A 25796-nucleotide genomic window follows, 5' to 3' on the forward strand; every position below is an offset into this window, starting at 1 on the left:
GCAGAATAAAAAATCTCCCTGAAAAGAAGGGGCGGAGATACGTCATGAAAGCGTCCTATACGTTGGGTATCGTCGGCGTGGGCAAGATTGCGCGCGACCAGCATCTGCCCGCCATCGCGGGCAATCCCGGCTTCGAACTCGTCGCGAGCGCGAGCCGCAACGCGCAGGTCGAGAACGTGCGCAACTACAAGGACATCGGTGCGCTGCTGGCCGCCGAGTCCGATCTCGACGCGGTGTCGCTGTGCGCGCCGCCGCAGGTGCGCTACGCGCAGGCGCGCGCCGCGCTCGAAGCGGGCAAGCACGTCATGCTCGAAAAGCCGCCTGGCGCGAGCGTGAGCGAAGTCGAGGCGCTGCGCGAACTCGCGCAAAAGCGCGGCCGCACGCTGTTCACCACGTGGCATTCGCGCTGCGCGAGCGCCGTCGAACCCGCGCGCGCGTGGCTCGCCGAGCGCACCATTCGCGCCGTGCACGTGCGCTGGAAGGAAGACGTGCGCCGCTGGCATCCGGGTCAGCAGTGGATCTGGGAACCGGGCGGCCTCGGCGTGTTCGATCCGGGCATCAACGCGCTTTCCATCGTCACGCGCATCCTGCCGCGCGAAGTGCTGCTGCAGGGCGCGACGCTGCATGTGCCGAGCGATTGCTCGACGCCGATCGCAGCCGAACTCGATTGCATCGACACCGATGGCGTGCCCGTGCGCGCCGAGTTCGACTGGCGCCACGGTCCGGTCGAGCAATGGGAAATCGATGTGGAGACCACGGACGGCCTGCTCTCGATCGCGCAAGGCGGCAAGCGCCTCGCGATTGCGGGCGAGCCGGTCGCGCTCGACGCGGAACGGGAATATGCGGCGCTCTATGAGCGTTTTCACTGGTTGATCGCCCACGGCACCGACGACGTGGACGTGCGCCCGCTGCGCCTCGTGGCGGACGCGTTCCTGCTCGGCAGGCACGTCGAAGTCGAGGCCTTCGGGCATTAAAGACGCTTCTTTCAAGCATTACACACGCAGCACACCACACCTGAGGAGACAGGAGCATGACCAGCAAGATCCGCCGTTTGACCCTTCGTGCCGCATTCGCGGCGATGTGCATCGCCCCGCTCGGCATGAACGTGGCGGCGCACGCCGACTCGCCCGTGAAGATCGGCTTCCTCGTGAAGATGCCGGAGCAGGCATGGTTCATCAACGAGCAGAAGGCCGCTACGGCACTCGGCCAGAAAGAGAACTTCTCGGTGGTGAACATCGGCACGCCGGACGGCGAGAAGGTGCTCGCCGCCATCGACAACCTCGGCGCGCAAGGCGCACAAGGCTTCGTGATCTGCGCGCCGGACGTGCGTCTCGGACCGGCCATCCAGGCGCGCGCCAAGCGCTACAACATGAAGTTCGTGACGGTGGACGACCAGCTCGTCGACTCGTCGGGCAAGCCGATCGCCAGCGTGCCGCACCTCGGTATGTCGGCGCTCAAGATCGGCAATCAGGTCGGCCAGGCGATCACCGACGAAATGAAGCGCCGCGGCTGGAAGCCGGAAGAAGTGGGTGCGCTGCGTATCACCGACTATGAACTGCCCACGGCGAAGCTGCGCACGGACGGCGCGACGCAATCGCTGCTGGCCGGCGGCTTCAAGAAGGAAAACATCTTCGACGCTCCGCAAAAGACCACCGACGACGAAGGCGGCTTCAATGCGGCGTCGCCGGTGCTCGCCCAGCATCCGAACATCAAGAAGTGGGTGGTGTTCGCGCTCAACGAGGAAAGCGTGCTGGGCGCCGTGCGCGCGACCGAACAGCTGCACATTCCGTCGGCTGACGTGATCGGCGTGGGCATCAACGGCGCAGGCGAAGCGTTCGCCGAGTTCCAGAAGAAGCAGCCTACGGGCTTCTACGGCACGATCGCCGTGAGCTCGACGAACCACGGCAAGGAAAGCGCCGAGAACCTCGTCGAGTGGATCCGCGACGGCAAGCAGCCGGCCGCCGACACGCAGACCACCGGCAAGCTGATGACGCGCGACAACTGGACGGCCGTGCGCAGCGAGCTGGGTATCTAAGGACTGCGTAGAAGACTGAGGCGAAGCAAAGGGCAGGGATGCAATGACTGAAACGATGACTGATGCGAACGCGCAAGCGAACGCGGTGAAGGGCGCTCAACAGGGGAATCGCGCGTACCTGGAGCTCGACGGCATTACCGTGAGCTTCCCGGGCGTGCGCGCGCTCGACCGCGTGGCGCTGGAAGTGCGTGCCGGCGAAGTGCACGGCTTGATGGGCGAGAACGGCGCGGGCAAATCCACGCTGCTCAAGGTGCTCTCGGGCGTGAACCAGCCGCAGGAAGGCACGCTCGAGCTGAATGGCGTGGAGCACCGCTTCACGACCACGAAGGCGGCGCTCGAAGCGGGTATCGCGATCATCTATCAGGAACTGCATCTCGTGCCCGAGCTGACGGTGGCGGAAAACCTGATGCTCGGGCAGTTGCCCAATCGCTTCGGCGTGCTCGACGAAGGCACGCTCGTCAAGCGCGCGATGGATGAACTCAAGCGGCTTGGCGAGCGCATCGATCCGCGCACGCCGGTGAAGAATCTCTCCATCGGCCAGCGCCAGATGATCGAGATTGGCAAGGCGCTCATGCGCGACGCGCGCGTGATCGCCTTCGACGAACCGACCAGCTCGCTCTCGGCGCGCGAGACGGAGAACCTCTTTCGCATCATCAACGCGCTGCGCGCGGATGGCCGCGCGATCATCTACGTCACGCACCGCATGGACGAAGTCTATGAGCTCTGCGACCGCGTGACGGTGTTCCGCGACGGCAAGCGCATCGAGACGTTCGATTCGGTGGCCGATCTCGACCGCAATCGCCTGATCGCGGCGATGGTGGGGCGCTCGATCGAGGACGTGTACGGCTATCGTCCGCGCCAGGCGGGAGACGTGCTGATCGAAGCGAAGGGCCTGCTGGGTCCCGGCCTGGCCGAGCCGGTATCGTTTACGGCGCGGCGCGGCGAAATCGTCGGTTTCTTCGGGCTCGTGGGCGCCGGGCGCTCGGAACTCATGAAGCTGATCTACGGCGCGACGCGCGCCAGCGCGGGGCATGTCGAACTCGACGGCAAGCGCGTCAATTTCGCGAGCCCCCGCGACGCCGTGCGCGCGGGCCTCGCACTATGCCCCGAGGACCGCAAGCAGGAAGGCATCGTCGCGATCGCCTCGGTGGCCGACAACCTCAACATCAGCGCGCGCCGCCACTTCAGCCCCGCGCGCTTCCTCCTCGACGCGCGGCGCGAGCGCGATCTCGCGCAGGACTACATCAAGAAGCTCGCGATCAAGACGCGCAACGGCGACACGGCCATCGGCACGCTCTCGGGCGGCAACCAGCAGAAGGTGATTCTGTCGCGCTGGCTCGCCGAGCGCATCGAGGTGTTCCTGATGGACGAGCCCACGCGCGGCATCGACGTGGGCGCGCGCGCCGAGATCTACAACCTGCTGTACGAGCTCGCCGAAGCGGGCAAGACCGTGATCATGGTGTCGAGCGACCTGGCCGAAGTGATCGGCGTGTCGGACCGCATCATCGTCATGCGCGAAGGCCGGATTGCCGGCAGCCTGCCGAAGGCCGAAGCTTCGCCCGACGAACTGATCAAGATGGCGCTGCCGCGCTGAAATCCTTTTTGTAACGATGAACCAGAAATGAGTGAAGCCATGCAGCCACAGGGCACGCCTACCGTCAACGAAGCCGCCGCGCCGATTACCCCCCAGCGCGCGCGGGCGTGGGACATGATCAACAAATCGGGCATCGTGGTGGTGTTCGTGGTGCTGTTCGCGGTGCTATCCGCCACGGTGCCCGACTTCCTCACGACCCGCAACATTCAGGGCCTGCTGCTCTCCGTCACGCTGATCGGCTCGATTGCCGTCACGATGATGTTCGTGCTCGCGCTGGGCGAGGTCGATCTTTCGGTCGCCTCGATCGTGGCGTTCGCGGGCGTGGTGGCCTCCACGGTCATCACGCAGTCGCATAGCGTGCTGCTCGGCATTACGGCCGGCGTGCTCGCGGGCGGCGCGGTCGGGCTCGTGAACGGCGTGCTGATCGCGCGCTTCAAGATCAACTCGCTGATCGCCACGCTCGCGATGATGGAAGCGGTGCGCGGCCTCGCCTTCCTCACCTCGAACGGCGACGCCGTGATGATCTCGGAAGAACGCTTCTTCGATCTGGGCGGCGGCTCGTTCCTGGGCATCTCGTACCCGATCTGGAGCAACATCATCGGTTTCGTGGTGTTCGGTTTCCTGCTCAAGAAAACCGTGTTCGGCAAGAACGTGCTGGCGGTGGGCGGCAATAGCGAAGCGGCGCGCCTGGCCGGCCTGCCGGTCACGCGCATCAAGATCACGGTGTTCGTGCTGCAAGGGCTCATTACGGGCTTCGCGGGCGTGATGCTGGCCTCGCGCATGAGCCTCGGCGACCCGAAGACTTCGGTGGGCCTCGAACTCGGCGTGATCTCGGCCTGCGTGCTGGGCGGCGTGTCGCTCACGGGCGGCGTGGCGACGATCTCGGGCGTCCTGGTGGGCGTGCTCATCATGGGCGCGGTGCAGGACGCCATGAGCCTCATGAACGTGCCGACGTTCTATCAGTACCTGATTCGCGGCGGCATCCTGCTGCTCGCGGTGCTGTTCGACCAGTTCCGTCGCAGCAAGCGGGCGGTGTGAGGCAAGCGAGCGTCGATGGGCCGCGCAATGCGGCCCAGGTGCGGCGGCGCTTCAGTCTGCGAGCCTCAGGTTTCCAGCCCCGCCCCGCCCAGAATCGACTTGGCGTCGGCGCGCGCATTGTCGAGCTGCACGACGCTCGCCTGCCGCGCCGCAAGCGCGTCGCCGTGCTCGATCGCCGTGAGAATTGCCTTGTGGCGCGGCAACGAAAGGGCGTGTGTGTTGGGATGGCGGCTCGTGAGCTTGATCGACTCGGAAAGCGCGAGCGAGAGCATGTTGCCGATGTACGCCAGCATGTTGTTATGCGTGGCGGCCATGATCGCGCGGTGGAATTCCAGATCGGGTTCGAGCAGGTCGGCGGCAGTCTCCGCCTGCTCCATGCGGGCGTAGGCCGCGGTGATGCGGGCGCGGTCTTCGTCGTTTGCTGAAATCGCGGCAAGTGCCGCGGCGGCGGGTTCGATGATCTGCCGCACGGTCATGAGCGAGCGGAAGAACTCGCCTTCGGGAATGCTGTTGACGGTCCAGTACAGCACGTCGGGGTCGAGCATGTGCCATTCTTCGCGCGGGCGAACGACACTGCCCACGCGCGGCTTCGACACCACGAGACCCTTGGCGACCAGCACGCGCGTGGCCTCGCGCAGCACGGGCCGGCTCACGCCGTAGGTTTCGCACAGCGTGGGTTCGGGCGGCAGGCGCTGCCCGGGGGCGAGCGTGCCGCCTACGATCTGCATGCCGAGCTCCTGCACGATGCGCGCGTGCATGCTCTTGCGTTTCTCTAGATTGCGGTAATCCATGATTGTCCGGCCGGGGGCTACCCGATCGGAGCGTCCCCCCTGTATGTGGGAACCATTACGCGCTGGTGGTGCGCATGGCCCGATATTCCCGCCGCACGATATCCATCAGTTCAGCCACCGATGTATTGGCGCTGTGCTGCTCGTATGTCACGCGGCCTCGCTGCATCAACATGATGCGATCCGCAATATCGAGCGTCTGCGCATAGTTGTGCATGATCATGATAATCGATAGGCCGCCTTTTTCCTTCAAACGCATGATGAGATCGATGATCAGACCCGCTTCGCGCGCTCCCATCGCGGCGAGCGGCTCATCGAGCAACAGGATTTTTGCGTTCGAATGGACGGCGCGCGCCACCGCGATCGCCTGGCGCTGACCACCCGAAAGCCGCTCCACAGGCAGGTCCACGGAGGGCACGTGCACGCCGATGTCGTCGAGCAGTTGCGCCGCGCGCTGGCGCATCTGCTTGTGATCGAGCAATTTGAAGGGCCCGCGCCGCACAATCTCGCGGTTCAGGAACATGTTGTGGTAAATGCTCAGCGAATTCGCCAGCGCGAGGTCCTGATAAACACATTCGATGCCGAGCGAGCGCGCATGGTCCACCGAGCGCAGCAGCGTCTCGCTGCCGTCGATCTGCAGTGTGCCGCTCGTTTGCTGATGAAAACCCGTGAGGATTTTCACGAGCGTGGACTTGCCCGCGCCGTTGTCGCCGAGAATGCCGAGGATTTCGCCGCGGCCGAGCGTGAGCGAAACGCCGTCGAGCGCCGTGACCGCGCCGAAGCGCTTGACGATGTTCTCGCCGCGCACCGCGAGCGGGGCGTTGGCCGTGGCGGTTGCGCCGCCGGGGGAGGCTTGCGATTCGTCCATCATCGGCTCCCTTTGCGGCGCAGGCGCCCAACGTGGATGTTGAAGACCATGGCGGCGAGAATCGCGGCGCCGAGGATGATGTTGAAGGTGAACGCGTTGATGCCGATGAGCGTGAAGCCGTCGTTGAGAATGCCGAGCACCGCCGCGCCGATCAGGCCGCCCACGATCGTGCCCGAGCCGCCCGTGAGCGGCGTGCCGCCGATCACGGCCGAAGCCACGGCGAGGAACATGATCTGGTTGCCGCCCGCCTGCGGGTCGATCGAGGTGATGCGAAAGCCTTCCAGAATGCCGGTGAAGCCCGCGAGCACGGCGGCAATGATGAAATTGCCGAGGCGCAGCCGGTTCACGTGAATACCGGCCTCGCTCGCGCCTAGCGGATTCGCGCCGGCCGCCTGCGTATGCAGGCCCCAGCGCGTGTGGCGCAGCAGCACGTGCATGGCAAACGCGATGACGATAGTCCAGAGGATCTCGCTATAGCCCCACGCGCCCATGAAGGCCGCGAATTCGGGCGAACCCGGCGTCTGCACCGGGGTGCCGCGCGAAATGGTGAGCGTGATGCCGTTGATGAGGAAGAGCGTGCCGAGCGTCGTGACGAACGAGGGCAGACGCAGCCACACGGTCACGGCCCCGTTCACGAAGCCGACGATGCCCGCGGCCACGAGCCCCGCGATCACGGCGAGCCACATGGGCGCGCCTGCGTCGTTGGCGAACACCATCATGAACGGCGCGAAGGCGAACACCATGCCGGCTGAAAGATCGATGTCGCCGCCGATCATCAGCATGATTTCGCCGAACGCGATGATCGCCACCGGCGCGATGAACTGCGAGAGGTTGACGAGACTCGCGTTGGTGAGCAGGAAATCCCGGTTGGAAAACTCGAAGTATGCCGCGAGGATCATCGCGACGAGCAGAATACGCAGCTCGGGCGCCCACGCGGAGAGCCATTGCCCGCGCGGGCGGGCAACAGCCCGCGCGGAGACTTCAGCCTTGCCGGTTTCGTTCACAGAGTTCATCACTCGTAGTTCATTGCACTGGGTTCATTACGACTTGATCGCACCGCTCATCGGCACGATTTGCGGCTTGGTGGTCTTGCCTTCGAAACGCGTCGAGGTATTGAGGTACGGCTCGACGGTTTCCTTCGTCACGAACTTCAGACCCGTGTTCGTGTCGGCCGGCCCGACCAGACCGCCCGAGGCGAGCGTCACGAACGCCTGCATCACCGTATAGAAGCCCTGCACGTACGGCTGCTGGTCGATCGTGAAGTCGAGATAGCCTTCGTGGATGAGCTGGACCGTGGTCGGCAGCAGGTCGAAGCCGCCGCCGTGCACGCCCTTCGAGGGCAGGTTGTTTTCCTTCATCACCTGCGCGACGCCCTGCGTGCTGCCCGCATCGACAGCGAACATGCCCTTCAGGTCCTGGTGGCCCAGGTAGAACGACTTGATCTTCGAAAGCTCTTCGTTGACGGTCGCGCCCGTGGCCACGGTCTGGATGTCGATCTTCTTGCCGGACTTCTTGATGGCGTCGCTCGCGCCGTCCAGACGCGGCTGGATATTGAGCTGGCCAGGCGTGGCGATGAAGAGGCCGACGAGGCCGCTGTCGATCAGGCTCACGATACGCTCGCCCATCTGGTAGCCCGAGAGATACAGGTCCTGGCCGATATAGGCAAGCCGCGGGTTCTTCTTGCCGCGCGGCGCGTCGGCGTTATAGGCGAAGACCGGAATGCCCGCGTCGAGCGCCGCCTGAATGGGCTTGTCGAAAGCGGTGGGGTCGACGATCGGCACCGCGATCGCGTCGGCCTTCGCGGCGATGGCCGAATTCACGGCGCGCACCATTTCGCCCGCGTCGGACGTGGCCGAGCCGGTCCACTGGTAGTCCATGTTGAGCAGCGAGCACGCGTCCTGAATGCCGTATTGCGTCGGCACGAAGAACGGATTCGTGGTGACGTGATTGACGAACACGATCTTCCACTTCTTGTGCGAAGGGAAGCCCGATTCGGCGGCCTGCGCCGTGGAAATGAATCCGCCGCCGCCCACCGCACCGAGCAGCGATAGTGCCGCGCCCAGTCCCGCACCCTGCATCAGGCCGCGCCGGCCCGTGTCGATCAAGCCCTTACCGTCTTTTGTGTCATCCCGATCCTGCGCCATGTTTTCCTCCGGTCTTGTCATCGTGGTCGATGTAGGCGACTTTTCGTCGAAAAGCGTGCAGATACTGGCCAGTACCGGGGGAACGCGCTAGACATCCGCAGCGAACATGGGTTCGCCAGGCGCCGACGGTACCGCAAAAATCTTAGTGCAGCGTGATGAGGCCTCCTAATCCATGTATACCCGTAACTACTCCATACGCGCTGCCATGGCGACGATCGTCCATGACAAGCGGCTTACGCACCGCCCTTCGCCTCCTGCATGTGCGGCGGCGGGCTGGCGAGCTTGGCCTGGTCCATCGGCGCGGCGGCTTGCGGCCGCGTGGTGCGCGGGGCGCCGCGGCCTGTGCCGGTGGACTTGCGGCGCGCGGCGTGGCGCTCGGTTGCGCGCTGCATGAGGCAGAACGCGCAGAGCAGCGCGCCGATCACGATGCGCGTCCACCACGAGCTGAGCGTGCCGTCGAAGGTAATGAGCGTCTGGATCGTGCCCAGAATGCCCACGCCGAACACCGAGCCGATCACATAGCCCACGCCGCCCGTAAGCAGCGTGCCGCCGATCACGGTCGCGGCGATGGCGTCGAGTTCCATGCCTTGCGCCTGCAGCCCGTAGCCCGACAGCACGTAGAGCGTAAACACCACGCCGCCGAGCGCCGAGCAAAAGCCCGAGAGCGCGTACACGCCGATCTTGGTGCGCGCCACCGGCAGGCCCATGAGCAGCGCGGAGCGCTCGTTGCCGCCGATCGCGTAGACGTTGCGCCCAAAGCGCGTGAAGTGCGCGATGACGATGCCCGCAACGAGCATGGCGATGGCCGTGAGCGAACCGGTGGTGAGCGAGCCGCTGCCCACCGGAATGTTGAATTCGGAGAGCGCGTGAAAACCGGGGTCGTTGATCTGGATGGATTCGGTGGTGATGAGAAAGCAGGTGCCGCGCGCGAGGAACATGCCCGCGAGTGTGATGATGAAAGGCTGCAGCCGGAAGAAGTGGATCAGCGCGCCCATTGCCGCGCCGTACAGCGCGCCGCAGAGCAAGACGAGCGGCACGACCACGAGCACGGGCCAGTGCAGCTTCTCGGTGCCTACGGCGCAGAGAATCGTCGTGAGCGCGACCACGGCGCCGACCGAAAGATCGATGCCGCCCGAGATGATCACGAACGTCATGCCGATGGCGACGATCAGCAGGAACGCGTTGTCGACCAGCAGCCCGAAGGCCACCTGAAGCGAGAAGAAACCGGTGTACATGACCGAGCCGAAGCCGAACAGCACGGCAAACAGCACGACGGTCACGACGATGGGCAGCACGCGCGGATCGACGAAGCGGGTGGCGCCGCGCCGGCACGCTGCGAGCGTGTTCGAAAAGGACAGGGCAGGGCGGTTCATGCTCGGCTTCCCCCGAATGGGTGCATGACGACTCAGGCGCGCACGCGGCGCGCGAGAGCGATGCGTTTGAGTTGTTGAAAAGCGAAGGTTCGCGCGGCGGGCGACTGGATCAGGCACACGAGCAGCACGACCACGGCCTTCACGACGAGCGTGGCCTCGGGCGGCACGCCGATCGAATAGGTGGTGTAGGTGAGCGTCTGGATAATGAGCGCGCCGAGTACCGTGCCCGCGAGACTGAAGCGCCCGCCCAGCAGCGACGTGCCGCCGAGCGTCACGGCGAGAATGGCGTCGAGTTCGAGCAGCAGGCCCGCGTTGTTGCCGTCCGCGCTGCGCACGTTCGAGCTGATGAGAATGCCGGCGATCGCGGCGGTCACGCCGCAGAACGCGTACGCGCCGAACACCACGGCTTGCGACGACAGGCCCGCAAGTCGCGCGGCCACCGGATTCACGCCGATCGAGCGGATGAACAGGCCGAGCGCCGTGCGGTTGACGATCAGCGCGGTGAGCGCGGTCACGGCAATCGCGATCCACACGGCGCACGGGATCAGCGCGAAATAGCCGCCGCCCGCGAAGAGATAACCGGGCGCGCCGATGGGGATGATCTGGCCGCCCGTGAGCAGCTGCGCCACGCCGCGGCCCGCCACCATCAGGATGAGCGTGGCGATGATCGGCTGCATGCCGACGAACGCGACGAGCAGCCCGTTCCAGATGCCGGCGAGCAGGCCCACCGCGAGCGCCGCGCCGAACGCGAGGCCCACGCGCGAAGGATCGGCGGCGAGCACCGTGGCGGCCGCCGCACCCGCGATCGCCACGACTGCGCCCACGGAAATGTCGATGCCGCGCGTAGCGATCACGAGCGTCATGCCGAGCGACACCACGACGAGCGGCGCGGCGCGCATGAGGATGTCGATGGGCGCGCCGAACAGGTGGCCGCCCAGCATCGTGATCGAGAGGAAGTTGCCGCGATGGACGACGTCGACGACGAAAAGCGCGATGAGCGTCACCGCGGGCCACACCAGCGGATGCCGGATGACGAGCGAAAGCCAGACGGGGAGGGCGGGGCGCGTCATCGACGGTCTCCGGCAATGAGGTCGTAGACTTCGTGCTCCGAGCGCGCCGCGCCCGAAAGCTCGGCCACCTTGCGCCGGTCGCGCAGCACGGCGATGCGGTCGGAGACACGCACCACCTCGCTGATCTCCGACGAAATGAACAGGATGCCGAGGCCCTTTGCGCAAAGCGCGCGCACGCGGTCCATGATTTCGAACTTGGCGGCCACGTCGATGCCGCGCGTCGGCTCGTCGAGTATCAGCAACCGCGGTTTGGTCGCGAGCCAGCGCGCGAGCAGCACCTTCTGCTGGTTGCCGCCCGAAAGCAGGCCAATGGGCTGTTCGGCGTCGCGCGCCTTGATGCCGAGTTGCTCGATATATTCGTTGGCCAGTTCGCGCTGGCGCGAGCGCCGTATCATGCGCCACCAGCCGAGTTGCGCCTGCAGCGCAAGCACGATGTTTTCGCGGATCGACAGATCGGCGACGATGCCTTCCTTCTTGCGGTCTTCGGGACAGTAGGCCATGCCGTGGCGCACGGCGTCACGCGGCGAAGAAAGCTTCACCGCTTTGCCGTTGATATGCAGCGTTCCCGCATCGGCTTTCTCCGCGCCGAACAGCAGGCGGGCGGTTTCCGTGCGGCCCGAGCCGAGCAGGCCAGCGAGGCCGAGAATCTGGCCCGGCTGCACTTCCAGATCGAGGGGATTGAGCACGCCGCGGCGCGCCACGCCTTGCGCCGCAAGATACGGTTCGGCGTTCGTTGCCGCCGTCTCGCCGTGCACCGTTTCGGCTTGCGTGAGCCGCTCGCCCGCGTTCTGCAGGCCGACCATTTTCGCGACCAGCGTTTGCACCGGCAGGTCGGCGGCGAGATATTCGCCTTCGCGCTCGCCGTTGCGCATCACCGTGATGCGATCGGAGATCGCATAGGTCTGCTCCAGAAAATGCGTGACGAACAGGATCGCAATGCCCGACGCTTTCAGCTTGCGCAGCACGTCGAACAGGCGCGCGACTTCGCCTTCGTCGAGGCTCGAAGTCGGTTCGTCGAGAATCAGAATGCGCGCATCGACGGACACCGCGCGCGCAATAGCCACCATCTGCTGCATCGCAATGGGGTAGGTGTCGAGCGACTGCGTGACGTCGAGAGAGAGATTCAGTTGCGCGAGCGCTTCTTCTGCGCGGCGATGAATCGTTTTCCAGTCGATCAGGCCGAGGCCGCGCTTGCGCGGCTGGCGGCCCGCGAAAATGTTCTCCGCAACCGAGAGGTTCGGGCAGAGATTGACCTCCTGGTAGAGCGTCTGGATGCCGGCGGCTTCCGCCATCTGCGGCGTCGGGAAGTGCACTGCCTCGCCCGCGAGGCGTATCTCGCCCGCCTCGGGCTGGTGCACGCCGGTCAGCACGTTGATGAGCGTGGACTTGCCGGCGCCGTTCTGCCCCATCAGCGTATGGATTTCGCCGGGGTACAGACGAAAATCGACCCGGTCGAGCGCACGCACGCCGGGGAAGGTTCGGGTAAGACCGACGGTTTCGAGTATCGGGGCAACGCTCATAAGCAACCGTGAAAGAGGCCAGAGCGCGCGGTGTGCTGAGTCAACTCCTTAAATACTAAGGGCAACGAAGCACGCCGCGCCGCTTGCAGCGAAGTTTAGTACTTGCGCGACGGGAGCACCTGTGCCGCCACGTCCTCCGGGAACACCGTTTCGTTCGTCACGATGCGCTTGGGCAACTGCTTGCCCGCCACGACGTCCTTCACGGCGCTCATGAGCTGCGGCCCGAGCAGCGGGCTGCACTCCACGTCGACATTCATCTTGCCGGCGATCATCGCCTGGAAGCCGCCCTTGGTGGCGTCGAACGACACGACGCTGATGTCCTTGCCCGGCTTCATGCCGGCTTCTTCCATGGCCTGGATCGCGCCGAGCGCCATGTCGTCGTTATGCGCGTAGACCACGTTGATCTTGTTTCCATACGTCTTCGCGAATGCTTCCATGACCTGCTTGCCGCCGGCCAGCGTGAAGTCGCCGCTTTGCGACGCGATGATCTTGAACTTCGGATCGTTCTTGATCACTTCCATGAGGCCCGAGTGACGGTCGTTGGCCGGTGCGGAACCCACGGTGCCTTGCAATTCGACGATATTGATCGGGCCGGGGTTGTCCTTGTAGTGATCTTCAAGCCACTTGCCCGCGCGGCGGCCTTCTTCCATGAAGTCCGAGCCGATCATCGTCACGTAGAGCGACTGATCCTTCACGTCGATGTTGCGGTCCGTGAGGATCACGGGAATCTTGGCGCGCCTGGCCTCCTGCAGCACCGGCTCCCAGCCCGATTCGACCACGGGCGAGAACGCGATCACGTCCACCTTCTGGGCGATATACGAGCGGATCGCCTTGATCTGGTTTTCCTGCTTCTGCTGGGCGTCCGAGAACTTGAGGTTGATACCGGCGTCTTTGGCGGCCTGTTTGACCGACACCGTGTTTGCCGTGCGCCAGGCGCTTTCCGCGCCGACCTGCGCAAAACCTAGCGTAATCTGCTTGTCTTCGGCGTGTGCGACACCCGCCGCCAACGAGAAAGCGGCCGCCGCAGCGACCAACCCGCTTACCATGCGTGTTGCCAGTTTCATGCGTGTCTCCGATGTAGCTCTGTGCGTTGTATTTCTTTAATTCATGGCGCTACACCCGCGTCCATCACGGCCGGACAGTATCACGAGAAGTATCGCGCCATCCCTGGCCTTCGGTTATATCCTCTCGGTAAACCGTTGGCCGCCCCTGCTGACCACAATAGACAAACTATATGCAACGACCAGAACGGTTTCGATTAGCGTTTTCCCGATAATCGCAGTCCATATAGTCATGCTATTTATAGGACTTTCTCACTAAGTGGGCAAAGCCATGAACACCCGTAAGCCCAAGCTTCGCTCGGCCGCGTGGTTCGGCACCACGGATAAAAACGGCTTCATGTACCGGAGCTGGATGAAGAATCAAGGAATACCGGATCATGAGTTCGCCGGCAAGCCGATTATCGGCATTTGCAATACGTGGTCGGAACTCACGCCGTGTAACGCGCACTTTCGCAAGCTTGCAGAGCACGTCAAGCGCGGCGTCTATGAAGCCGGTGGATTTCCGGTCGAGTTTCCCGTGTTCTCGAACGGTGAGTCGAACCTGCGGCCCACGGCCATGTTCACCCGCAACCTCGCTTCGATGGATGTTGAGGAATCCATACGAGGCAATCCAGTCGATGCCGTCGTGCTGCTGGTCGGCTGCGACAAGACCACGCCCGCATTGCTGATGGGCGCGGCCAGTTGCGACGTCCCTGCGATTGCCGTGACCGGCGGCCCGATGCTCAACGGCAAGCACGAAGGGCGCGATATCGGTTCGGGCACGGTGGTGTGGCAACTGAGCGAGCAGGTGAAGGCGGGCAAGATTTCGATCCACGAGTTCATGTCGGCGGAGTCGGGCATGTCGCGCTCGGCGGGCACCTGCAACACCATGGGTACGGCTTCGACGATGGCGTGCATGGCCGAAGCGCTGGGCGTCACGCTCCCGCACAACGCGGCGATTCCGGCCGTGGACGCGCGCCGCTACGTGCTCGCGCACATGTCGGGCATGCGTATCGTGGAGATGGCGCTCGAAGACCTGCGCCTCTCGAAGCTGCTCACGCGCGCGGCGTTCGAAAACGCCATTCGCACGAACGCGGCGATCGGCGGCTCGACCAATGCGGCGATCCACCTGAAAGCGATCGCGGGACGCATCGGCGTGCCGCTCGAACTCGACGACTGGACGCGCATCGGGCAAGGTACGCCGACCCTCGTCGACCTGCAGCCTTCGGGCCGCTTTCTGATGGAGGAGTTCTATTACGCGGGCGGCTTGCCCGCCGTGCTGCGGCGCCTCGGTGAAGCGAACCTGCTGCCGCATCCCGATGCGCTCACGGCCAACGGCAAAACGCTGTGGGAAAACGTGCGCGAAGCCCCCATTCACAATGCCGAAGTCATTCGCCCGCTCGACAATCCGCTCGTCAAAGACGGCGCGCTGTGCGTGCTGCGCGGCAATCTCGCGCCGAACGGCGCGGTGTTGAAGCCGTCGGCGGCCACGCAGAAGCTGTTGAAGCATCGCGGGCCCGCCGTGGTGTTCGAGAACTTCGACGACTACAAGGCGCGCATCGGCGACCCCGATCTCGACGTCACGGCCGATTCCGTGCTCGTATTGAAGAACTGCGGGCCCAAGGGATATCCGGGCATGGCCGAGGTGGGCAACATGGGCTTGCCGCCCAAGCTCCTAGCGCAGGGCGTGACCGACATGGTGCGCGTGTCGGACGCGCGCATGAGCGGCACGGCGTACGGCACGGTGGTGCTGCACGTGGCCCCTGAAGCGCGTGCGGGCGGCCCGCTCGCGATCGTGCGGGACGGCGACTGGATCGAGCTGGACTGCGAGGAGGGCGTATTGCGCGTGGATATCAGCGACGAGGCGATCGTCGCGCGGCTCGACGAGTGGGCTGCGAACCAGCGGCCCAGCCCCGCCGATCGCAGCGGTTATCGCAAGCTTTATGTCGAACACGTGTTGCAGGCCGACGAGGGCTGCGATTTCGACTTCCTGGTGGGTTGCCGCGGCTCGGACGTGCCGAGCCACTCGCATTGACATTCGGAATCCGTATCAAATCGCGCAGCGCCTGAAGGCGTAACCATCAAGCCGCCTTCGGCGCGCGCTCGTCGGCGCCGAGGCAATTCAGACCCATGAGCGTCGCCTCGACGGCTTCGTCGAGCGGCGTATGCGGCTCGCGCCCGAGTTCGCGGACGAGGCGGGCGTTGTCGAGCTGCAACGGCTCGCTCCACAGATAGCGCATCTCCATCAGTTCGCGCAGCGTCGTCACGAAGGGCGAGATGGCGCGCATGAAGGTCCAGGCGAACGGCTTGCTCTGCGGCTTCAGTCCGTGACGCCGGGCGACGCGGCAGATCGCTTCGACGAACTGCGAGCCATCGGCGTCCCAGTGGCCGGCCATGTGGAACACTGCGAACGCGGGCAGCGTGTCGCGCCGCTCGATCAGCTCGAGCATCGTGCGCGCGACATCGGGCACGTACGACCACGCGTGGCCCACGCCGCGCGTCCCCGGCTGGCGCACGACCTGCACCGGCTCGTCACGCTTCACGATCCCTTGCGCAAACCAGCTATTGCCCACGTGCGGCCCGAAAAAGTCCCCCGCACGCACGACGATCGAGCGCACGCCATGCTCGCTCGCGGCCCGCATGCGCCGCTCCAGTTCCACGCGAATCGCGCCCTTGCGCGTGAGCGGCTGCTGGGGCGAATCTTCACGCAGTACCGGGAAGGTGTCGGGCCCGAAGTTGTAGATGGTGCCCGGCAGCACGACGGTCGCGCCCACGGCGGCCGCGGCGGCGAGCGTGTTGTCGATCATCGGCAGCACGACTTCCGCCCAGCGCCGGTATCCGGGCGGGTTCACGGCGTGTACGATCACCGCGCAACCCTGCGCGGCGCGTACCACCGCTTCGCGCGAGAGCGCGTCGCCGTCGACCCACTCGATGGCGCCGGCGGCAGCCGTGCCCGGCGCACCGCCGCGCCGCAGCGCGCGGACTTGCCAGCCGGCGTCGAGCAACTGGCGCGCGACTTCGCTGCCGATTCCGCCGCTGGCGCCGAGTACGAGTGCGCGGTTCTGTCGATTGATGGGGGTGGCGTTCATGCGGGTTCTCCTGACGGGTGAGCGGTGATGAGGGGCATTCTGCGCCGCTTGCCGTCAATAGAAAATTGGCGAAAATAGACCATAAGCTATACATTTATGTATAGCCTGCGATCTGAATTGGGGACGAAGTATGGCCGACAAGGAACCGAACTGGGAGTGGTACCGGAGCTTTCTGCAGGTCCTGGAAAGCGGCTCGCTCTCGGCGGCCGCCCGCGCGTTGGGCATCACGCAGCCGACCGTCGGCCGCCACATCGAAAGTCTGGAGGCGGCGCTGGGACTCACGCTGTTTACGCGCTCATCCGATGGGTTCTCGCCAACCGAGGCGGCCAATAAACTGCGGCCGTACGCGGTCGGCCTTGCGATGACGACGGCCGCCTTGCGCCGCGCGGCGAGCGGTCACGGCTCGGGCGTGCGCGGGACCGTGCGGCTGACGGCGAGCGAAGTCATCGGCGTCGAGGTCTTGCCGCCGATCCTGGCGGCGCTGCGCCACGAATATCCCGAGCTGAGGATCGAACTTGTGCTGTCAAACAGGGCGGACGACCTGCTGCGTCGTGAAGCGGACATTGCGATACGCATGTTCCGGCCAGTGCAGGAGGCGCTGATCGCCAAACGTGTCGGCGCGATCGACGTCGGGCTGCATGCCCACGAACGATATCTGGCGCTTCATGGCGTGCCGAAGTCGATGAAAGAGCTGACACGCCATTCGGTCATCGGCTTCGATCACGAGAACGCGTTCATTCGTTCGGTTCAGCCCAGGTTCGCAGCCTACAGCCGTCATAACTTTGCATTTCGCGCCGACAGCGATCTTGCCCAGTTGGCCGCGATACGCGCTGGTTTCGGCATCGGCGGGTGCCAGTCGCCGTTGGCGGCAAGAGACCCGAAGCTGGTTCGCGTTCTGCGCGACGAGTTCTCGCTGAGCCTGGATACGTGGATCGCCATGCATGAGGATCTGCGCACGAGCGCGCGTTGCTCGGTAACTTTTGCGGCGCTGGCGTCGGGGCTTAGTGCTTACATACAAGGACAAGGCGCGTAACGATTGCCTCAACGCGGCGCACGGCCTGCCCGCGCATACGAAGCGAGCATGGTCGCGAGCTCCTGTGCGGCAGGCGTGAGCGGCACGGCCGCGCGCTGCAGCAAACAGACCTGCTGTGCCGCCGGCCGCTCGGCGATCCTGATGCGCGCGAGCCGTTCGGCAAACGGGCCGCGCGTGGCGACCACCGACGACTCCAGCGCGAGGCAATCCGTTTCGCTGACCCAATGCAGCGTTTCGAAGAGCCCCTCCACCGTCGCGACGATGCGCGGCGGCGGCAACCCGTGGTCGGTGAAGAACGTCGTGAGCCGGCTCGAAGCGAAGGCGTCCGCGATATTGGGCGAGCGCGTCGCGAGCCAGTCGCAGTGCGTGAGCGAGCGCAGCGTGCGCGCCCCCGCCTTCGGATGGTCGCGGCGGCAGACGACCACCGGGTCCGACGGGTAAAGCTCCGTCACCGAGAGATCGGTCGTATCGGTCTGGTCAGAAACGAGGGCGAGCGCGAAATCGAGCGTGCCTTCGCGTATCCACGAAATCATCATGCGCGACGTGCCCGTGCGCAGACGCAGCGCCACGCGTGGAAACCGCGTGCTGTACTGCCCGAGCACGGGCACGAGCGCGTCCATGAGCGGATCGGTCGTCAGGCCGAACGCCACTTCGCCCGCGTAATCGCCGCGCAGTTGCTGCGCCTCTTCGCTCGCGCGCTCGCACTCGCCGAGAATCGACGCCGCTCGTACCAGCATGCGCTGCCCGAGCACCGTGAGCGTCACGCCGCGATTCGTGCGTGTGAGCAGCGGGCCGCCCAGTTCGACTTCGAGATTCTGCAACTGCTGCGTCACGCCGCTTTGCGCCACGCCGAGCGCGCGCGAAGCTGCCCGCACACTGCCGCGCTGGGCGACGGCGACGAAGACGCGCAATTGGGAGAGCGTGAGACTCATGGGCGATGACTGGCTGCGATCGGTATGAGTGATCATGATAGACGAATTCGAGCTTTTCCCGAACGCAGCGTCGTCCTACCATCGGTCGGGCAGGAGACCCCCACTTTCTCTCGCCGTTCATCGTGCGCTCATCATGAAAAAAATCCCGTCGATCCTTCTTTCGCTCGCGCTGACGCTAAGCAGCAGTGCCTTTGCGCGCGAGGGCGACATCGTGCGCCTCGGCATCGATCCGACCTATCCGCCCATGGACGCCAAGGCGCCCGACGGCTCGCTCAAAGGCTTCGACGTCGATCTCGGCAACGAGATCTGCCGCCGTATTCACGCGCGTTGCCAGTGGGTCGAGCTGGAGTTCTCGGGCATGATTCCGGCGCTCCAGGCGCGCAAGATCGACGCGATCATGTCGTCGATGGCGATCACCGCGAAGCGCGAGCAGCAAATTCTCTTCACGTCGAAGCTGTTCCAGTTCAAGTCGCGGCTCGTCGCGCGCAAGGGCACCTCGTTCGGCGGAACCGCGCAGTCGCTGGCCGGCAAGTCGGTCGGCGTGCAGGCGGGCACGCAGTTCGAGACTTATGCGCTCGCGAACTGGGCGCCGGCGGGCGTGCACGTCGTCACCTACAAGAGCCAGGACGAAGTGTTCGCCGATCTCGTCAACGGGCGGCTCGACGCCGCGCTGCTGGGCTACGTCGAAGCCGACTACGGCTTCCTGCGTACGCCGCAGGGCAACGGCTTCGCGTTTGCCGGTGGCCCGCTATCGATGGGCGACCGCGGCACCGGCATCGGCATGCGCAAGGACGAAACCGCACTGCAGGCGCAGATGAACGACGCGATCGCGGCCATGCTGAAGGACGGCACCTACGCGCAGATCGCACATCGCTATTTCGACTTCGATCCGTACGGAAACTGAGCCGCTGCACACATTTTTGAAACCGCATTGAATTCATGAACCAGCAATCGATTCCGCTCCTGAGCGCCACGCCGGGCACGCACCGCGAACTGACCAGCTTCCATTTCGGCCCCGCCGACGCGCCCCAGAAGGTTTATATCCAGGCGTCGCTGCATGCCGACGAAACGCCCGCCATGCTGGTGGCCGTGTTGTTGCGCACGCAACTGGCTGAACTCGAGGCGCAAGGCGCGCTCGCCGCGCAGGTGGTGCTCGTGCCGCTCGCCAACCCCGCGGGCCTTAACCAGCACGTGCTAGGCCAGTTCGTCGGCCGGTTCGATCTCGCGAGCGGCAGGAACTTCAACCGCCACTTCCACGCGTTTCCAAAGCTGCTCGCGCGCGCGAAAGAGACGCTCGGCGCGGACAGCGACCGCAACCGCGAACTGATCCGGCAACTGATGCGCGAAGCACTGGACGCGCAAGAGCCGCTCACGGAATTCGATTCGCTCCAGTTGGCGCTGCTGCGGCTCTCGCACGACGCCGATCTCATCATCGACCTGCATTGCTCGCTCGAGGCGGTCATGCACGTGTACACGAGCGAGGCCGGCTGGCGCGATGTCGAGCCGCTGGCCCGCTACCTCGGCTCGCGCGCGCAACTGCTCGCCACCGACTCGGGCGCGCGGGCGTTCGACGAGGCGCATAGCCTGCTGTGGTGGCAACTGCGTCAACAGATGCCGGCCACGCAGCCCGTGCCCGCCGGACCTACCGCGGTGACGATCGAGTGCCGCGGCCAGCGCGACGTGTCGTGGGAAACCGCGCAGCAGGACGCCGACGCGCTGATCGATTATCTGCGCTGGCGCGGCGCGCTCACCGGCGGCGACGTGAAGCCGCTGCCGGAACTGCTGATGCCGGCCACGCCGCTCGCCGGCAGCGTGCAATGCTATGCGCCGTGCAGCGGCATTCTCGTGCACCGCGCGAAAATCGGCGACATGATCCGCGAAAACGACCCGCTCTTCGATATCGTCGATCCGATGACGGGGGCAACGACGACGGTGAAGAGCACCGCGGAAGGCGTTTTCTATATGCGCAGGGCGATTCGCTTCGTCACGGCCGGCGCGCCGCTCGGTCGCGTGACGGGCACGCGGCCGATACGCAGCGGCGTGCTGCTGGGGGCTTGAGGGGAGGGTATCGCGTCAGGCGTGCCGCGCTTTGTCCATCGGCACGATCACGCGCACCCAGAGCCCGCCCTCGGGATGATTGCCGATCTTGAGCTTCGCGTTGCACAGGCGCGCGAGGCGCCGGACGATCGACAGGCCCATGCCCCAATGCGAGTCGAGGCGAAGGCTCGCCGCGCGCGAGGCGGGCAGCGGCGACGCCGGCGCGCCGCCCTCGGGCAGACTCGCCGCTACGCCTTCGCCGTGGTCCCGCACGCTCAAGGTCCACGAGCGCGGCCCGCGCGCCGTGCAGATCTCGATGGGCGGTTTGCCGTGCGCGTGCGCGTTGCCCACGAGATTGTCGACGAGGCGCACGAGCGCGGAGCGCGGCAGCGCAAACGCCTCGCCGGCTTCCAGTCGCAGCACGATGCTCGCGTCCGCGTTCGCGCCATAGACGAAGCGGTCCTTCAGATACGCGTCCACGGTCACGGGCGCATGATTCACGCCGCCCTGGCCGGCCGTGTCGACGAACTGCCGCGCGAGATCCTGGAAGAGATCGATGTCCTCGACGAGGGCCACGCGCAAGTTCCAGCGCGTGACGTTCATCGTATAGGCGCGCAACCGCGCCACTCGCGATTCAGTCTGCCGCAGGAAAGCGGCGAAGGTAGCCGACTGGTCTTCGACTGCGCCGGTGCGGCGGCACAACAGATCGCCGATCGCGCGGGCAAGCCCATGCAGCTTGCGCGGGCAGTCCACGAGCGCGAGCGCGGGTGCCGGGCCGCTTGCGCTCGTCGCGGCGCGCAGGGTGGCGATCATGGCGAGCAGATCGTGGCGCACCGTCCGCAGCCACCAGGCGCGCAGCGCGAACAGCAACACCCCGAGCGCCAGCATGAGCGCCGCGAATCGCGCATCGAACCAGCGGGCGGCCATCTTCAGGCGCGTGAAGCCAGACGAACAGGCTTCGCGCAGATAGGAGGCGTTCGACGCCGTCCCGGCATGCGGCGCCCAGATGGCATCGCGCAGATGAGGCGTTACCTCGGCGCCGAGATTGACGATGTCCGGTTTGATCGACACTAGCGGCGCGATCCCACGGACGCTCGCACCTTGTGCGGCCAGTTCCAGTTCGGCGTCCTGCTGCTGGGCGACCTGCATCGCGGAAGCCGGTTCGAATGCCGTGTCGCCGAAATCGAGCAGCGACTCTGCATCGAGATATCGAAAACCGACTTGCACCAGCATCAGCGACGCCATCCACAGCAGGAATATCCGGGCAAACACAACAATCACCTTTCTTTTTTTGACGTCGAAGTTTGACTTGCGCCGGTCGGCGCACGTTTGAAATAGCCGCAAATCGGGCTATGACCGGCATTGTCCGCGAGGTGCGCGATCTTCTATTCGTGGAAAAGCACTGGAATTTGCGCCGTTTTTCCGCTTGAGCGATGCTGGCAGCCACGCAGCGCAGTATTTGGGAAGGAGGCGCACCCGTTGTTGCAGTCCATCGGACGGTGCACGGGGCCGTTTGTAGTTGGGGGTGGACGTGAGCCTTCGGAGTCCTTGATAAAATCGTCGGACACCCGAAAGCTCACGCCTGCGGCATTTCGTCAGGCCGGCTGACGCAGCGTTCTGAAGGTCGCGCGAACTTCTTCCGTGAACGCGGCAGGCTGTTCCCATGCTGCGAAATGGCCGCCTTTCGGAAGGCGATTGTAGTGAATCAGCCTGGGGTAGGCGCGCTCCGTCCAGCTCTTCGGCGCGGCATAAATTTCGTCCGGGAAGACACTCACGCCAACCGGCAGCTCCACATGCTTGGGCTCGAAAAAGTTGAGCTTGTTTTCCCAATATAGGCGCGCGGAGGAAACCGCCGTCTTCGTCAGCCAATAGAGCGTCACATTGTCGAGCACGTCATCTTTCGTCAGGCCTTCGGGCTCGCCTGCGAACACGCGCGCGATCATCGCCTGCCCGCTCGCGTCGTGGTCGAGCATCCATGCGGCGAGGCCGACTGGCGAATCCTGGATCGCGTAGAGCGTCTGCGGGCGGTTCGCCATTTCGAGGGCGTAGCCGAGACCATGCTTGTAAAAGTAATCGAGCTGGTCGTACGCGTGCTGCTCTTCCGGCGAGAGCCCGGCCGGGGGCGGCGTGCCGTCCTTGAGCGATTTGGCGACAGCGTCGGGCACGGTCGCTGGCATGTTGGTGTGAATGCCCACGAGTCCTGCCGGCTTGAGCAGCGCCAACTGCTCCGTCACGGCATTGCCCCAGTCGCCCCCTTGCGCGGCGTAGCGCTTGTAGCCGAGCCGGTCCATCAGCACGACCCAGGCGCGAGCGACACGCTGGGGGTCCCAACCGGTCTTCGTCGGCTTACCCGAGAAACCGTAACCCGGAAGAGAAGGAATGACGACATGGAACGCATCGGATGCGCTCCCGCCATGCGCGGTTGGATTGGTCAACGGTTCGATGATTTTCAGCTGCTCGATGATCGAACCGGGCCAGCCGTGCGTGACGACGATCGGCAGCGCGTTCTCGTGCTTCGAGCGCACATGGATGAAGTGAATATCGAGCCCGTCGATTTCCGTGACGTATTGCGGCAGCGAGTTGAGCCTCGCCTCCACCTTGCGCCAGTCGTAGTCGTTGGCCCAGTAGCTGGCGAGCCGTTGCATGGTCGCGAGCTGCACGCCTTGCGAGGCGTCGTCGACCGTTTCGCGCTCGGGCCACTGCGTCGCGACGATGCGGCGCCGCAGGTCGGTCAGCGCCGCTTCCGGCGCATGCACGCGCAGCGGACGAATCGCAGACGGATCGCCGGCGGCAATCTGCGTGAGTCCGCCGGCCGACGGCTTCGATTCCGCGAAGGCGAACCGGCTCATTGCGGCGCCTGCAAGCGTCACGGCAGCGGCCCCGATGAAGCGCCGGCGCGAAAGGGGCGTGGGATGAAGATCGTTTGACATATCAATTCCTGATGGTGACGTTGGATAATGGCGCGCAGGAAGCATTGGACGTGCGCATGCCTTTCCCCAACCGCGATATGGGTTGTAGTCCTAACTATTACTTATCGAAGCCGGCGCGCGGAAACTGTGCACGTCGCTGCGACGGCTATTCGGTGTCGAGTGAACGAATCAGATTGGCACGCAGGTTCACGATCGCCCTTTGCAGTTTCATGAATTCGTCGTGGCCCAGCCCGGTCGCGTCGGTGAGATCCGCGATTTTCAGGCTCTTTTCGCGCAGCTTCCGGCCGCTCGCGGTCAGGCTGACTCGCACCTGACGCTCATCTTCCGGATCGCGCCGCCGCTGCACATACCCCATCGCTTCGAGCTTTTTCAGCATCGGTGTCAGCGTGTTCGATTCGAGAAAGAGCTTCTCGCCCAGGCCGCTCACCGTCTGGTTGTCCTGCTCCCAGAGCGCGATGATCGCGATGTACTGCGGATAGGTCAGCCCGAGTTCGTCCAGGATCGGCTTGTATGCCTTGCCGAATGCCAGATTGGTCGAGTAGACCGCGAAGCAAAGGTAGTCTGCGAGCGGCGCGGGCGTGGCGCCCTGCGCCGGGTGGTCCGTCGATTTCATGGTCATCCTCTTCGGGCAAAGGCCTCAATGGCTCGCAAACTTGAATAAATCGCTTGCGATTATATCGTAGGCCGAAACCGGTTCCGCCGCACATCGCCATTGCGATGCCCGCCGAAACAGCCACGACGCCGTGTCGCAATCAATGGTGGGCGAAGAGGTTGTTTCGCTCCATCGAGACGGGGCCGCCCGCGCCCGTGGTGGTGTCGGCCACGCCGCCGTAAGCCGTCGCTGCGGTGCCGCTTTCGGCGCGCTCGGCGGCGAGCGTTTGCACGCTCTGGCCGCGTTGCGATGCCGGTGCGCCGACTTCGGGCCGATACGACGGGGCCGGGCCGTAGCCGCTGGCGAATGCGGGGGCGGTTGCGCTGACAGAAAGGGCGATGAGGAGCTTGGCGATGAATTGGGTCTTCATGATCGGATCTCGCTAGGTGAATTGCAGTGAAATGGGGTGAAAGAGGCGATTGCGTTCGCCGGTTATGCGGTGACGACAGTGAGGCTCACGTCGATGTTGCCGTGCACGGCCTTCGAGTACGGGCAGATCTGATGGGCGCTGCGCGCGATGGCCTCGGCCACGTTTTGCTCGACGCCCGGCAGCGTGACCGTGAAGTGCGCGCCCAGGAACCAGGCGGCGCCGGTCTGGCCGATATCGACCCGAATGTCCACCGAGGCGTCCGCCGGCAGGGCGACTTTCTTCAGCGAGGCCGCGATGGCGAGCGCGGAGATGTAGCAGGCGGACCATGCGCCGGCGAACAGCTGCTCGGCGCGCGGGTGCGGTTCGGTCGCGACGATGTCGAGGGTTTCGCCGCTCGAAGACGACAGGTGGATGTCGACCACGCCGAATTCGCCGCGTTGGGCTGCGGGGTCGTGATTGAAGGTAGTGTGGGTGTTGCCCGAGAACAGCACTTTGTCGATCGTTGCCATGTTGCGCTCCTTGATGGAATTCAGGGGTGGGTCATATGCGTCGCGTAAGATCGAATCGCATGCGATGCATAATGGACAAGAAATTTCCCCGTGTCAAGCGCATAAGATTAAATCGCATACGATTTATATGGGGCTGTTTCGGAGGGAGCAGTCAGTCGTGACGACGTTCACGAACGTTGCAGCGGGAATTTGGGATCGAGCCCTTTTGTTTCCGGCACTCGCGGGAGTGCCGGCACGTTGGCCCGAGCCGCCTGGGGCGTTCGCGAGCGTTACGCAGCCAGTTCGATGGCCGGCTCGCACACGATGAGGAAGTTCACCGAATTGGCGATATAGCACTGCTCGTGCGCTGCGTGATGCAGCCGCTCGGCGAGGCTGCGGTTGTCGCTCGCGCGGATCGTGACGCGCGGGCGCAGCACGATCTTCGTGAAGGCGCCGCGCTGCGGCGTATCGGCCATCGTGCCTTCGGCCTCGTCTTCGTAGGCGAGCACGGCGATGCCCGCCTCGGCGCACAGGTGCAGATACCAGAGCTTGTGGCACGCGCAAGCCGAGGCCACCAGCAGATCTTCCGGATTCCAGCGCGAAGCGTCGCCGCGAAAGGCCGGATCCGACGAGCCCGGAATGTCCGGCTTGCCGTTCGCGCGGATCACGTGATCGCGGTCGTAGTCGCGATAACCCGAGGTGCCGCTGCCGCGATTGCCCGTCCATTGCACCGAAACGCGGTAGGTGTGTTCGCCATGCGTCATGCTGACTCTCCGTTCGATCGAAAAGGGGATA

Annotated in this window: 24 protein-coding genes; 8 read left to right on the forward strand and 16 right to left on the reverse strand. The window is 64.9% G+C overall.

Annotation, left to right across the window (positions count from 1 at the left end):
- Nucleotides 1–44: 44 nt before the first annotated feature.
- Genes AB4Y36_RS15035 through araH form a run of 4 tightly spaced genes read left to right on the forward strand, consistent with a single transcriptional unit; the run spans nucleotide 45 to nucleotide 4667 of the window.
- Complete coding sequence (locus AB4Y36_RS15035; RefSeq protein WP_069265831.1) at nucleotides 45–974, forward strand: Gfo/Idh/MocA family protein; 930 nt, start codon at nucleotides 45–47, stop codon at nucleotides 972–974.
- A 56-nt stretch (nucleotides 975–1030) separates the two neighbouring features.
- On the forward strand, nucleotides 1031–2035 hold the full coding sequence (locus AB4Y36_RS15040; protein WP_069265832.1) for an arabinose ABC transporter substrate-binding protein: 1005 nt from the start codon (nucleotides 1031–1033) through the stop codon (nucleotides 2033–2035).
- Between the two features lie 55 nt (nucleotides 2036–2090).
- Entirely contained in the window at nucleotides 2091–3629 is a 1539-nt protein-coding gene (araG, locus tag AB4Y36_RS15045; protein ID WP_368683561.1) for an L-arabinose ABC transporter ATP-binding protein AraG, read from the forward strand.
- 27 nt (nucleotides 3630–3656) lie between these two features.
- Nucleotides 3657–4667, forward strand: coding sequence for an L-arabinose ABC transporter permease AraH (gene araH / locus AB4Y36_RS15050; RefSeq protein WP_069265834.1), 1011 nt, complete (start codon nucleotides 3657–3659; stop codon nucleotides 4665–4667).
- A gap of 65 nt (nucleotides 4668–4732) precedes the next feature.
- Here the strand turns inward: araH and AB4Y36_RS15055 are convergent, their stop codons facing one another.
- The 8 genes from AB4Y36_RS15055 to AB4Y36_RS15090 all read right to left on the reverse strand — a co-directional run bounded on the left by AB4Y36_RS15055 (nucleotide 4733) and on the right by AB4Y36_RS15090 (nucleotide 13494).
- On the reverse strand, nucleotides 4733–5458 hold the full coding sequence (locus tag AB4Y36_RS15055; protein ID WP_069265835.1) for a FadR/GntR family transcriptional regulator: 726 nt from the start codon (nucleotides 5456–5458) through the stop codon (nucleotides 4733–4735).
- Between the two features lie 55 nt (nucleotides 5459–5513).
- Entirely contained in the window at nucleotides 5514–6323 is an 810-nt protein-coding gene (locus tag AB4Y36_RS15060; protein ID WP_069265836.1) for an ATP-binding cassette domain-containing protein, read from the reverse strand.
- Nucleotides 6323–7336 carry an ABC transporter permease gene (locus tag AB4Y36_RS15065; protein WP_342949030.1) on the reverse strand — a complete coding sequence of 338 codons (1014 nt, stop codon included), beginning with the start codon at nucleotides 7334–7336 and terminating at the stop codon, nucleotides 6323–6325. Before AB4Y36_RS15065 ends, AB4Y36_RS15060 begins: the two co-directional genes overlap by 1 nt.
- Before the next feature lie 27 nt (nucleotides 7337–7363).
- Nucleotides 7364–8467: a sugar ABC transporter substrate-binding protein gene (locus tag AB4Y36_RS15070; protein ID WP_342949029.1), complete on the reverse strand. Its 1104-nt coding sequence runs from the start codon at nucleotides 8465–8467 to the stop codon at nucleotides 7364–7366.
- Between the two features lie 233 nt (nucleotides 8468–8700).
- On the reverse strand, nucleotides 8701–9840 hold the full coding sequence (yjfF, locus tag AB4Y36_RS15075; RefSeq protein ID WP_083245333.1) for a galactofuranose ABC transporter, permease protein YjfF: 1140 nt from the start codon (nucleotides 9838–9840) through the stop codon (nucleotides 8701–8703).
- 32 nt (nucleotides 9841–9872) lie between these two features.
- Nucleotides 9873–10910 carry an ABC transporter permease gene (locus tag AB4Y36_RS15080; RefSeq protein WP_368683410.1) on the reverse strand — a complete coding sequence of 346 codons (1038 nt, stop codon included), beginning with the start codon at nucleotides 10908–10910 and terminating at the stop codon, nucleotides 9873–9875.
- Complete coding sequence (locus tag AB4Y36_RS15085; protein ID WP_368683411.1) at nucleotides 10907–12430, reverse strand: sugar ABC transporter ATP-binding protein; 1524 nt, start codon at nucleotides 12428–12430, stop codon at nucleotides 10907–10909. The genes AB4Y36_RS15080 and AB4Y36_RS15085 overlap by 4 nt, the downstream gene beginning before the upstream one ends.
- A gap of 95 nt (nucleotides 12431–12525) precedes the next feature.
- On the reverse strand, nucleotides 12526–13494 hold the full coding sequence (locus AB4Y36_RS15090) for an ABC transporter substrate-binding protein (RefSeq protein WP_069265841.1): 969 nt from the start codon (nucleotides 13492–13494) through the stop codon (nucleotides 12526–12528).
- Nucleotides 13495–13762: 268 nt separating this feature from the next.
- On the opposite strand from AB4Y36_RS15090, the gene AB4Y36_RS15095 reads away from it, so the two are divergent.
- Entirely contained in the window at nucleotides 13763–15505 is a 1743-nt protein-coding gene (locus tag AB4Y36_RS15095; RefSeq protein ID WP_368683412.1) for an IlvD/Edd family dehydratase, read from the forward strand.
- A gap of 46 nt (nucleotides 15506–15551) precedes the next feature.
- On the opposite strand, the gene AB4Y36_RS15100 is transcribed toward AB4Y36_RS15095, so the two are convergent.
- The gene (locus AB4Y36_RS15100; protein ID WP_368683413.1) at nucleotides 15552–16559 is read right to left on the reverse strand and encodes an NAD-dependent epimerase/dehydratase family protein; all 1008 of its coding nucleotides are present in this window, start codon (nucleotides 16557–16559) and stop codon (nucleotides 15552–15554) included.
- 130 nt (nucleotides 16560–16689) lie between these two features.
- On the opposite strand from AB4Y36_RS15100, the gene AB4Y36_RS15105 reads away from it, so the two are divergent.
- The gene (locus tag AB4Y36_RS15105; protein WP_368683414.1) at nucleotides 16690–17592 is read left to right on the forward strand and encodes a LysR family transcriptional regulator; all 903 of its coding nucleotides are present in this window, start codon (nucleotides 16690–16692) and stop codon (nucleotides 17590–17592) included.
- Between the two features lie 8 nt (nucleotides 17593–17600).
- On the opposite strand, the gene AB4Y36_RS15110 is transcribed toward AB4Y36_RS15105, so the two are convergent.
- Nucleotides 17601–18524, reverse strand: coding sequence for a LysR substrate-binding domain-containing protein (locus tag AB4Y36_RS15110; protein ID WP_342949104.1), 924 nt, complete (start codon nucleotides 18522–18524; stop codon nucleotides 17601–17603).
- A 133-nt stretch (nucleotides 18525–18657) separates the two neighbouring features.
- On the opposite strand from AB4Y36_RS15110, the gene AB4Y36_RS15115 reads away from it, so the two are divergent.
- Both AB4Y36_RS15115 and AB4Y36_RS15120 read left to right on the forward strand, forming a co-directional pair.
- The gene (locus AB4Y36_RS15115) at nucleotides 18658–19428 is read left to right on the forward strand and encodes a transporter substrate-binding domain-containing protein (RefSeq protein WP_368683415.1); all 771 of its coding nucleotides are present in this window, start codon (nucleotides 18658–18660) and stop codon (nucleotides 19426–19428) included.
- Nucleotides 19429–19463: 35 nt separating this feature from the next.
- On the forward strand, nucleotides 19464–20582 hold the full coding sequence (locus tag AB4Y36_RS15120) for a succinylglutamate desuccinylase/aspartoacylase family protein (RefSeq protein WP_368683416.1): 1119 nt from the start codon (nucleotides 19464–19466) through the stop codon (nucleotides 20580–20582).
- 15 nt (nucleotides 20583–20597) lie between these two features.
- Here AB4Y36_RS15120 and AB4Y36_RS15125 read toward each other — a convergent pair whose 3' ends face one another.
- From AB4Y36_RS15125 to AB4Y36_RS15150, 6 genes are all read right to left on the reverse strand, one after another.
- Complete coding sequence (locus tag AB4Y36_RS15125; RefSeq protein WP_368683417.1) at nucleotides 20598–21833, reverse strand: ATP-binding protein; 1236 nt, start codon at nucleotides 21831–21833, stop codon at nucleotides 20598–20600.
- Nucleotides 21834–22156: 323 nt separating this feature from the next.
- Nucleotides 22157–23491, reverse strand: a complete 1335-nt coding sequence (locus tag AB4Y36_RS15130) for an epoxide hydrolase family protein (protein ID WP_368683418.1) — start codon at nucleotides 23489–23491, stop codon at nucleotides 22157–22159.
- 145 nt (nucleotides 23492–23636) lie between these two features.
- The gene (locus AB4Y36_RS15135; RefSeq protein ID WP_028202370.1) at nucleotides 23637–24104 is read right to left on the reverse strand and encodes a MarR family winged helix-turn-helix transcriptional regulator; all 468 of its coding nucleotides are present in this window, start codon (nucleotides 24102–24104) and stop codon (nucleotides 23637–23639) included.
- Between the two features lie 139 nt (nucleotides 24105–24243).
- Nucleotides 24244–24513, reverse strand: a complete 270-nt coding sequence (locus AB4Y36_RS15140) for a hypothetical protein (RefSeq protein ID WP_368683419.1) — start codon at nucleotides 24511–24513, stop codon at nucleotides 24244–24246.
- Between the two features lie 62 nt (nucleotides 24514–24575).
- The gene (locus AB4Y36_RS15145) at nucleotides 24576–25022 is read right to left on the reverse strand and encodes an Ohr family peroxiredoxin (protein ID WP_368683420.1); all 447 of its coding nucleotides are present in this window, start codon (nucleotides 25020–25022) and stop codon (nucleotides 24576–24578) included.
- A gap of 269 nt (nucleotides 25023–25291) precedes the next feature.
- Entirely contained in the window at nucleotides 25292–25765 is a 474-nt protein-coding gene (locus AB4Y36_RS15150) for an OsmC family protein (RefSeq protein ID WP_368683421.1), read from the reverse strand.
- Between the last annotated feature and the right edge of the window lie 31 nt (nucleotides 25766–25796).

The sequence above is a fragment of the Paraburkholderia sp. BR10936 genome, from assembly GCF_040965735.1.
Lineage (GTDB): Bacteria > Pseudomonadota > Gammaproteobacteria > Burkholderiales > Burkholderiaceae > Paraburkholderia > Paraburkholderia nodosa_A.